Annotated in this window: 7 protein-coding genes and 1 pseudogene; 5 read left to right on the top strand and 3 right to left on the bottom strand. The window is 72.8% G+C overall.

All coding sequences use genetic code 11. The annotated features are described in order from the left end of the window. On the bottom strand, positions 1-604 hold a 604-nt coding region (locus ABD299_RS17795; RefSeq protein ID WP_344263571.1), incomplete at its 3' end, for a cell division protein PerM. 105 nt (positions 605-709) lie between these two features. On the opposite strand from ABD299_RS17795, the gene ABD299_RS17790 reads away from it, so the two are divergent. Beyond that, complete coding sequence (locus ABD299_RS17790) at positions 710-1849, top strand: DNA-directed RNA polymerase sigma-70 factor (protein ID WP_344263569.1); 1140 nt, start codon at positions 710-712, stop codon at positions 1847-1849. An 86-nt stretch (positions 1850-1935) separates the two neighbouring features. On the opposite strand, the gene sucD is transcribed toward ABD299_RS17790, so the two are convergent. Together sucD and sucC are read right to left on the bottom strand one after the other, a co-directional pair. Continuing rightward, positions 1936-2820 carry a succinate--CoA ligase subunit alpha gene (sucD, locus tag ABD299_RS17785; protein ID WP_344263567.1) on the bottom strand — a complete coding sequence of 295 codons (885 nt, stop codon included), beginning with the start codon at positions 2818-2820 and terminating at the stop codon, positions 1936-1938. 35 nt (positions 2821-2855) lie between these two features. Next, complete coding sequence (gene sucC / locus ABD299_RS17780) at positions 2856-4031, bottom strand: ADP-forming succinate--CoA ligase subunit beta (protein ID WP_344263565.1); 1176 nt, start codon at positions 4029-4031, stop codon at positions 2856-2858. A 556-nt stretch (positions 4032-4587) separates the two neighbouring features. Here sucC and ABD299_RS17775 point away from each other — a divergent pair. The 4 genes and pseudogenes from ABD299_RS17775 to ABD299_RS17760 all read left to right on the top strand — a co-directional run. Then, a complete protein-coding gene (locus ABD299_RS17775; protein ID WP_344263564.1) occupies positions 4588-6435 on the top strand; it encodes a phage tail sheath subtilisin-like domain-containing protein in 1848 nt (615 codons plus the stop codon). Positions 6436-6444: 9 nt separating this feature from the next. Beyond that, positions 6445-6966, top strand: a complete 522-nt coding sequence (locus ABD299_RS17770; RefSeq protein WP_344263562.1) for a phage tail protein — start codon at positions 6445-6447, stop codon at positions 6964-6966. A gap of 48 nt (positions 6967-7014) precedes the next feature. Then, positions 7015-7752, top strand: coding sequence for a hypothetical protein (locus tag ABD299_RS17765; RefSeq protein ID WP_344263560.1), 738 nt, complete (start codon positions 7015-7017; stop codon positions 7750-7752). Next, positions 7745-8163, top strand: a pseudogene (locus tag ABD299_RS17760) (hypothetical protein); the annotation flags it as partial. The gene ABD299_RS17765 and the pseudogene ABD299_RS17760, both read left to right, overlap by 8 nt.

The following is an 8163-nucleotide window of genomic DNA, read 5'->3' as shown; positions in this document are numbered from 1 at the left end:
CCGCTGCCCGCACCGCCGCCCCGAGCCGCCGGCGGCTGAGCCCGGAGGCCGGGCCCCGCCCGGGCGCGAGGAGCGCGGGCAGCCACGGCGGACCGCCCTCGACCGCCCAGGCGGCGGCGAGCGCCACCACGAGCACGAACAGCGGCAGGCTGACGGCCGCACTCGCCGGCACGGCACGGAGCGGGCCGTCCGCGGTGAGGACCACGGCCGCGGCGCCGGCCAGCAGATAGCCGGCGGCGACGCACAGCACCACCCGGAGCGCCTGCCCGGGGTGCGGGACCAGAGCGGTGCGCACGGCCCGGTACAGGAGCCGGCAGGGCAGCACGGCCAGCAGCAGCGGGGTCAGCCCGACGGGCGCGGGGACACCGCTGAGCGTCTCGGTGCGCAGGAGCTGGACTCCGTGGCCCAGCAGCCACAGGTCGGCGGCGATCCGCAGGGCGCCGCCGGGGCCGCTGTCCGGATGCGGGGAGACGGTCCACAGCAGCAGCACCACGAGCGCGGGCGCGCCGAGCCCCAGCCCGGCCGCCAGCACCCCTTCACACACCCACGCGCCGGTCACGGACGCCCGGACGGGCTGTCGCGGCGTCACGTTTCGCTGACTCACGCGGACATGCTGTCAATTGCACCCGGTCGGCGTGGGTAACACGCATTTCGCCGCCGTGTCGCCTAAAAATAGGCTTATACACCTTTTCCGATCGGTGGGAGCGGCATGACGGTGCACACCACACTGCGCACACGCACACGACCCCGCACGCACGGCGAGGCGGACGCCCCGGCCGAAGCCCTTGCCGAAGACCTTGCCGAAGACCTTGCCGACGATCCGGCCTGCGAGCCCGGGACGGACGACAGCCCGGCCGGCACCGCGGACGACGCCGGGACCGGAGACGGCCCCGAGGGTTCGGCTGCCCGCGACGACGCCCCCGCACACGTGGCTCCCGGCGAGGTCTCGGCGGCGGGGACGGCGGAAGGCGCGAAGGAGCGGACGAAGACCGAGGACGGCACGGACCGGACCGGGGAGGAGGAAAAGGAGACCACCGCCTCCATGGAGACTGCCACGGACGCCACGGCGGAAGCGGACCGCGGACCGGCGGCCACCACGGACGCCGGGGCCGCGACGGAGGCTCCGCGGGAGGCAGGGGACCACGAGCCGGGAGACGGGGCCGGGGAGGAGCCCGTCTCCGCCGACGCGGCCGCCGCGGCCGCCGCGGCCGCCTTCGACCTGCTGCACGCCCGGCACGCCGCCGGGCTGACCCGGCAGGCCTTCCTGCTGTGCGGACACCGCCGGGTCGCCGCCCGGGCCGTGGAGCACGCCTTCCGCCTCGCCTGGGAGCGGTGGCCGGAGGTGGCGTCGGACGGCGATCCGGTGGGCTGGCTGCGGGCGGCGGCGTACGAGTACGCGCTGTCCCCCTGGCACCGGTTCCACCCCTCGCACCGCGCCCCCCAGGCGTACCCAGGTCAGCCGGAGGACCGGGAACTGCTGGACGGACTGCTGAGCCTGCCGCCGGTCTACCGGCGCAGCCTGGTGCTGGCCGATGCCGTGGGCCTGGGGGTGCGCGAGACGGCGGCCGAGGCGGAGGCGACCACCGGCGCGACGGCCCGCAGGCTCGCTCGGGCAAGGGCGGCGCTGGCCGGCCGGATTCCGGAGCCGTACGCCGACCCGGAGCGGACGCGCGACCCGGAGCTGACCGAACGCCTCAACCGGCTGGCCGCCGCGCAGCCGGTGGACCCGCTGCCCGCGCCGCGGCTGCGGGCACACAGCGAGCGTGCCTCCGGCCGCTGGGTGTGGGCCAGCCTGCTTCTTCTGCTGGCCCTCGCCGTCCCGGCGGTACTGACCACCCTGTCCGGCTGACCGAGCCGGCCGGGACCGGCCGGACACGCAGCCGCCCGCCTCCGTCGCGACGGGGGCGGGCGGCTGCGGGGTGGGCCGGTACCGGGTCAGCCGGCCAGGATCTCCCGGGCCAGCCGGGCGGTCTCGGACGGCGTCTTGCCGACCTTGACGCCCGCGGCCTCCAGGGCCTCCTTCTTGGCCTGGGCGGTGCCGGAGGAGCCGGAGACGATGGCGCCGGCGTGGCCCATCGTCTTGCCCTCGGGCGCGGTGAAGCCCGCCACGTAGCCGACGACCGGCTTGGTGACGTTGGCCTTGACGAAGTCGGCCGCCCGCTCCTCCGCGTCGCCGCCGATCTCACCGATCATGACGATCAGGTCGGTGTCGGGGTCGGCCTCGAAGGCCTTCAGCGCGTCGATGTGGGTGGTGCCGATGATCGGGTCGCCGCCGATGCCCACGCAGGTGCTGAAGCCGAGGTCACGCAGCTCGTACATCATCTGGTACGTCAGCGTGCCGGACTTCGACACCAGGCCGATGCGGCCCGGCTTGGTGATGTCGGCCGGGATGATGCCGGCGTTGGACTGGCCCGGCGTGATGAGGCCGGGGCAGTTCGGGCCGATGATGCGGGTCTTGTTGCCCTTGGCGCCGGCGTGCGCCCAGAAGGCCGCGGTGTCGTGCACCGCGATGCCCTCGGTGATCACCACGGCCAGGCCGATCTCGGCGTCGATCGCCTCGATGACGGCGTCCTTGGTGAACTTCTCGGGCACGAAGATGACGGTCACGTCGGCGCCGGTGGCCTCCATGGCCTCCTTCACGCTGCCGAAGACCGGGATCTCGGTGCCGTCGAAGTCGACGCTGGTGCCCGCCTTGCGCGGGTTCACCCCGCCGACGATGTTGGTGCCGGAGGCCAGCATGCGCCGGGTGTGCTTCTGGCCCTCGGAGCCGGTCATCCCCTGGACGATGACCTTGCTCTCCTTGGTGAGGAAGATAGCCATTGGTTCTCGGTGTCCTCGTCTGTCCTGGTCCGGGGTTACTTGGCGGCCAGCTCGGCGGCGCGGTCGGCCGCGCCGTCCATGGTGTCCACCTGCTCGACGAGCGGGTGGGCGGCGTCGGTCAGGATCTTGCGGCCGACCTCCGCGTTGTTGCCGTCCAGCCGCACGACCAGCGGCTTGTTGACGTCCTCGCCCTTGGCCTTGAGGAGCTCCAGGGCCTGCACGATGCCGTTGGCGACGGCGTCGCACGCGGTGATGCCGCCGAAGACGTTGACGAAGACGGACTTGACGTCCGGGTCGCCGAGAATGATCTCCAGGCCGTTGGCCATGACCTCGGCGGAGGCGCCACCGCCGATGTCGAGGAAGTTGGCGGGCTTGGCACCGCCGTGGGCCTCACCGGCGTAGGCGACGACGTCCAGGGTGCTCATGACGAGCCCGGCGCCGTTGCCGATGATGCCGACGTTGCCGCCCTCGAGTTTGACGTAGTTCAGCCCCTTGGCCTTGGCCGCGGCCTCCAGCACGTTGGCCGAGGCGACGTCCTCCAGGGCCGCGTGCTCCGGCTGGCGGAACTCGGCGTTGGCGTCCAGGCTGACCTTGCCGTCCAGCGCGATGATGGTGCCGTCGCCGGTCTTGACCAGCGGGTTCACCTCGACCAGGAGGGCGTCCTCCTTGATGAAGACGTCCCACAGCTTCTGCAGCGCGGCCACCACCTGGTCGGCGATCTCCGCGGGGAAGCGGGCGGCCTCGACGATCTCGCGCGCCTTGGCCTCGGTGACTCCCTCGATGGCGTCGACCGGCACCTTGGCCAGCGCCTCCGGCTTGGTGGCGGCGACCTCCTCGATCTCCACTCCGCCCTCGACGGACGCCATGGCCAGGAAGGTGCGGTTGGTGCGGTCCAGCAGGAAGGAGACGTAGTACTCCTCCGCAATGTCGGCGGTCTGGGCCAGCATCACCTTGTGGACCGTGTGGCCCTTGATGTCCATGCCGAGGATGGCGCCGGCCTTCTCGACCGCGTCGGCGGGATCGGAGGCGAGCTTCACACCACCGGCCTTGCCGCGGCCACCGGTCTTCACCTGCGCCTTGACGACCGCGCGACCGCCGAGTCGCTCGGTCACCTCGCGCGCCGCCTCCGGCGTGTCGATGACTTCGCCGGCCAGCACCGGCACGTCATGCTTGGCGAAGAGGTCCCTCGCCTGGTACTCGAACAGGTCCACGCGCGTCCGTCCCTCAATCAGTTATCTCGCGGTTTCGTCAGTCAGCGTGGGCGTGCCGCATGGCCGCGCTGCGGAAGCACGCGGCAGGTCCGCAGGGCAGCGTATCGGGGCATCCCGGAACGCTCATAAAGCGCACGTCACACGAGCGTGGTGACAAGGGTCACACATCCCGCTCCGCGATCACCTGCGTCACCGACGCGGGGCCCCGGGCCCACTCCCGGAACACCACCCGTCCCACCCGCCTCAGCCATCTCAGCGCCGACCCGCCAGGCATATTCATTTCATTACATCATTTATCTTCGCGGACCGGATTCGTGGCCATTCCGCGAAGATCGCGGCATGGCTTCTGTGGAGACTTCCGCCAATTCCCTCCGTTCGATTGACCGCGGCGTACGACGGCCCCAGACTCGTAGCGAGTCGTAGCATCAGAAGTCACCAGCGGCCGCCCGGAAGATCAATCCGGGAAAGTCCGCTCGGGGGGAAGATCAGGGGGGTCTGATCACGCCGGCCTCTTCCGCGCCTCCGCTTCTCGATGCCCGAGCGGAATGGAGGGGGAATGACGGCATCATCACCGACGTATCCCGGTGTGTATATCGAGGAGCTTACCGGCGGCGTCCGCACGATCAGCACGGTCACGACCTCGGTCACGGCCTTCGTCGGCCACACCCGCCGGGGGCCGGTGAACCAGCCGGTCACCGTCACCAGCTTCTCCGACTTCGAACGGCGCTTCGGCGGGCTGACGGCGGACAGCCCGGTCTCCTACGCCGTGCAGCAGTTCTATCTCAACGGCGGATCCCTGGCCGTCGTCGTCCGGGTCACCGCGTCCGGCTCGGGGGCGCTCGCGGGCACCACCCTGTCCTCCACGGCCGGCCAGTCCCGGACTCCAGCCCTGCGGGTGACGGCCGCGGAGCCCGGCGCGTGGGGCTCCGGGCTGCGGGTCACCGCCGACCACGACACCCAGGCCCCAAGCGACACGTTCAACCTGCGCGTCTTCGGCTCGGCCGGTGAGGCGCGCGAGTCCTTCACCGGGCTCTCCATGGAGGAGGACAGCGGGCGGTACGCCCCCACCGTGGTGAACGCGGCCTCCTCGCTCATCCGGCTGGAGGCCCTGAGCCCGCAGCTGCCGGACCCGTCCGGCACCGTCTCCAAGCCGTTCGCCGACCCGCTCCCGGATCTCGGCGTCACCGTCACGGTCGGGATCGGCGAGCAGGAGCGGCAGCTCACCCTGCACGACCCCGGGCGGGACGGCGAGCCGCCGGCCACCGTCACCGGGCTGGCCCTGCTCCTGGAGCGCAAGCTCCGCTCCCTGCCCGACGCCCCGGGCCGACGCGCCTTCGCCGGGGCCACCGTCACCCCCTTCGGCCGCCGGCTCCAGGTCGTGGCCGGCTCCACCGACCCGCGGGACGTGGTCCGGTTCGTCGGGGAGAGCGCCAACGACCTGGGCCTGGAGGCATCCGTCCAGCCGCCGGCCTTCCCGCTGGAGGGCGGCGAGGACGGCGAGCCGCCCCGGTGGACCGACCTGATCGGCAGCGAGGCGGAGAAGACCGGCATCCAGGCGCTGCGTGACGTCGCCGATGTCAATCTGCTGTGCCTGCCCGGGCTGAGCGCCTCCCCGGCCCAGGAGATGGTGAGCGTGCTGTCCGCGGCCGACGCGCTGTGCGGGGACAAGCGGATGTTCCACATCGTCGACGCCCCCGACTCCTGGGGCAGCCTGGAGGCCGCCCGCGCCGGGCTGGCCGACTTCGAGCCGGTGCGCAGCGGTCACGCGGCCCTGTACTTCCCGCACCTGGAGATGACCGACCCGCTCACCGGCCGGCTGCGGCGCTTCCCGCCGTCCGGTGCCGTGGCCGGGCTGATGGCCCGGACCGACAGCACCCGCGGGGTGTGGAAGGCCCCGGCCGGGACGGATGCCCGGCTGGCGGGCGTGCGGGCACTGACCGTGCCGATGACCGACCCGGAGAACGGACTGCTCAACCCACTGGGCGTCAACTGCCTGCGGTCCTTCCCCGTGATCGGCCCGGTGGTCTGGGGTGCGCGCACCCTGGAGGGCGCCGACGCGCTGGGCTCCGCGTGGAAGTACGTGCCCGTCCGGCGCCTCGCGCTCTTCCTGGAGGAAAGCCTGTTCCGGGGGCTGAAGTGGGTCGTTTTCGAGCCCAACGACGAACGGCTCTGGTCGCAGATCCGGCTCAATGCCGGGGCGTTCCTGCACACCCAGTTCCAGCGGGGAGCGTTCCAGGGGTCGTCACCCCGGGAGTCGTACTTCGTGAAATGCGACAAGGACACGACCACCCAGGCGGACATCGACCGGGGAATCGTCAACGTCGTGGTCGGATTCGCGCCGGTCAAGCCTGCGGAATTCGTGATCGTGAAGATCGAACAGATGGCCGGGCAGTTCGAGATTTAGGATTTCGCCGTGGAGTTCACTGTCAATGCACAGCGCTTCGACCCCTACAAGAACTTCAAGTTCCTCGTCATCTGGGACGGCCGGACCGTGGCCGGCATCAGCAAGATCAGCCCGCTGAAGCGGACCACGGAGGTCGTCAAGCACCGGCACGGCGGGGATCCGAGCTCCCCCAGGCTGGCCCCGGGCCGCTCCGAGTTCGAGGCGGTCACCCTGGAGCGCGGGGTCACCCACGACCTGGAGTTCGACCGGTGGGCCAACAAGGTCTGGCAGGTGGGCGCCGGTCCCGGCTCGGAGGTGTCCCTGGCCGACTTCCGCAAGGACATCGTGATCCAGGTGCTCAACGAGGCCGGTCAGGTCGCCGTGACCCACAAGCTGTACCGCACCTGGCCGAGCGAGTACCAGGTGCTCGGCGAGCTGGACGCCAACGCCAACGCGGTCGCCATCCAGAGCCTCAAGCTCGAGTGCGAGGGCTGGGAACGCGACTACGAAGTGTCCGAGCCCGAGGAACCCTCCTTCACCCACCCGGCCTGACCGGGGCCGGGCGGCGAGCGGCGCGGGGACGGCGGGAGAGGCGGGGGCATGACGGGCACCGGGCCGGCGGAGCTGCTGGCGCTCTGGGAAGCCGGGCAGTCACGGGACGACGCCGGGCGGGCCGCGCTGCTGCACGCGGCCGCCCATCCGGAGACCGGCGGCCGGGAGCTGCCGGCGGTCCCGGTGGGCGAGCGGGAGGCCGACCTGTTCGCGCTGCGCCTGGCCCTGTTCGGTCCCCGGATGGAGCTGCGGGCCGAGTGCGGCGACTGCGCCGAGCCCTTGGAGTTCGACCTGGACGTGGAGGGTGCGGCCCGCGCCCCACGGCCCGGCCGGGATCCGCTCCGGGCCGAGTCCGGCGGCTGGGCGGCGGAGTTCCGCCTGCCCACCGTCGCCGACCTCACCGCCGTCGCCTCCGCGACGGGCGACCCCGGCGAGGCGAAGCTCCTGCTGCTGGAGCGGTGCACCGCCTCGGCGACCCGGGACGGCGCTCCGGTGCCCGTCCGGCAGCTCCCGGACGGGCTGCGGCAGCGGATGGCCGAGGCCGCCGCGCTCGCCGCCCCCGCCGCCGACACCACCGTGGACATCACCTGTCCGGCCTGCGGCACCGGGACCCGGGCCGCCCTGGACATCGCCGCCTGCCTGTGGGCCGAGCTCGACGCCTGGGCCCGGGACACCCTCCTCGACGTTCATCTGCTCGCCGGTGCCTACGGCTGGAGCGAACCGGAGATTCTGGCGCTCAGCCCACTGCGGCGCCGCTACTACCTGGAGCTGTGTGCGGATGGCTGACTTCTTCGACCGGCTGCTGGCCCGGCACGCCCCGCCCGGTGCGGCGGCACCGGTGCGGCCCCGGCTGCCCGGCCCGTTCGAGCGGATCGGGACACCGCGGGCGCAGCCCCCGCTGCCGGAGACCGGCGCGCCCGCCCCTCCGGACGCCGCCCCGCCTCTTGGCCGGGCCCTGCCCGGGGCGGTCCTCCACCACCTGAGGGAGATCCGCACCGAGCACCGCACCGTCCTGCAGACCGAACCGGCCTCCCCGGTCCCGCCGGAAGGCCCGCGGGCCCGGCCGGGGCCGCCGCTGCTGCGACCGGAGGCACAGCCGCTGCCCGCGCGGCCGGCCGAACGGGCCCCTCGGCCCGGGCCGGACGTCGCCGCGCCCGCGCCCTCCGGCCCGGCCACGGGCCACCGGCCGCCGACACC

This window comes from Streptomyces sodiiphilus, assembly GCF_039529215.1.
Taxonomy (GTDB): domain Bacteria; phylum Actinomycetota; class Actinomycetes; order Streptomycetales; family Streptomycetaceae; genus Streptomyces; species Streptomyces sodiiphilus.
Note: the sequence above shows the minus strand (reverse complement) of the source record. Positions and strands in the feature narration are given on the sequence as shown.

What these genes read in the sequence shown, in the direction of transcription:
- ABD299_RS17790 (WP_344263569.1), top strand. Translation starts at nt 710, where the DNA reads ATGACGGTGCACACCACACTGCGCACACGCACACGACCCCGCACGCAC.
- sucD (WP_344263567.1), bottom strand. Translation starts at nt 2,820, where the DNA reads ATGGCTATCTTCCTCACCAAGGAGAGCAAGGTCATCGTCCAGGGGATG.
- ABD299_RS17775 (WP_344263564.1), top strand. Translation starts at nt 4,588, where the DNA reads ATGACGGCATCATCACCGACGTATCCCGGTGTGTATATCGAGGAGCTT.
- ABD299_RS17765 (WP_344263560.1), top strand. Translation starts at nt 7,015, where the DNA reads ATGACGGGCACCGGGCCGGCGGAGCTGCTGGCGCTCTGGGAAGCCGGG.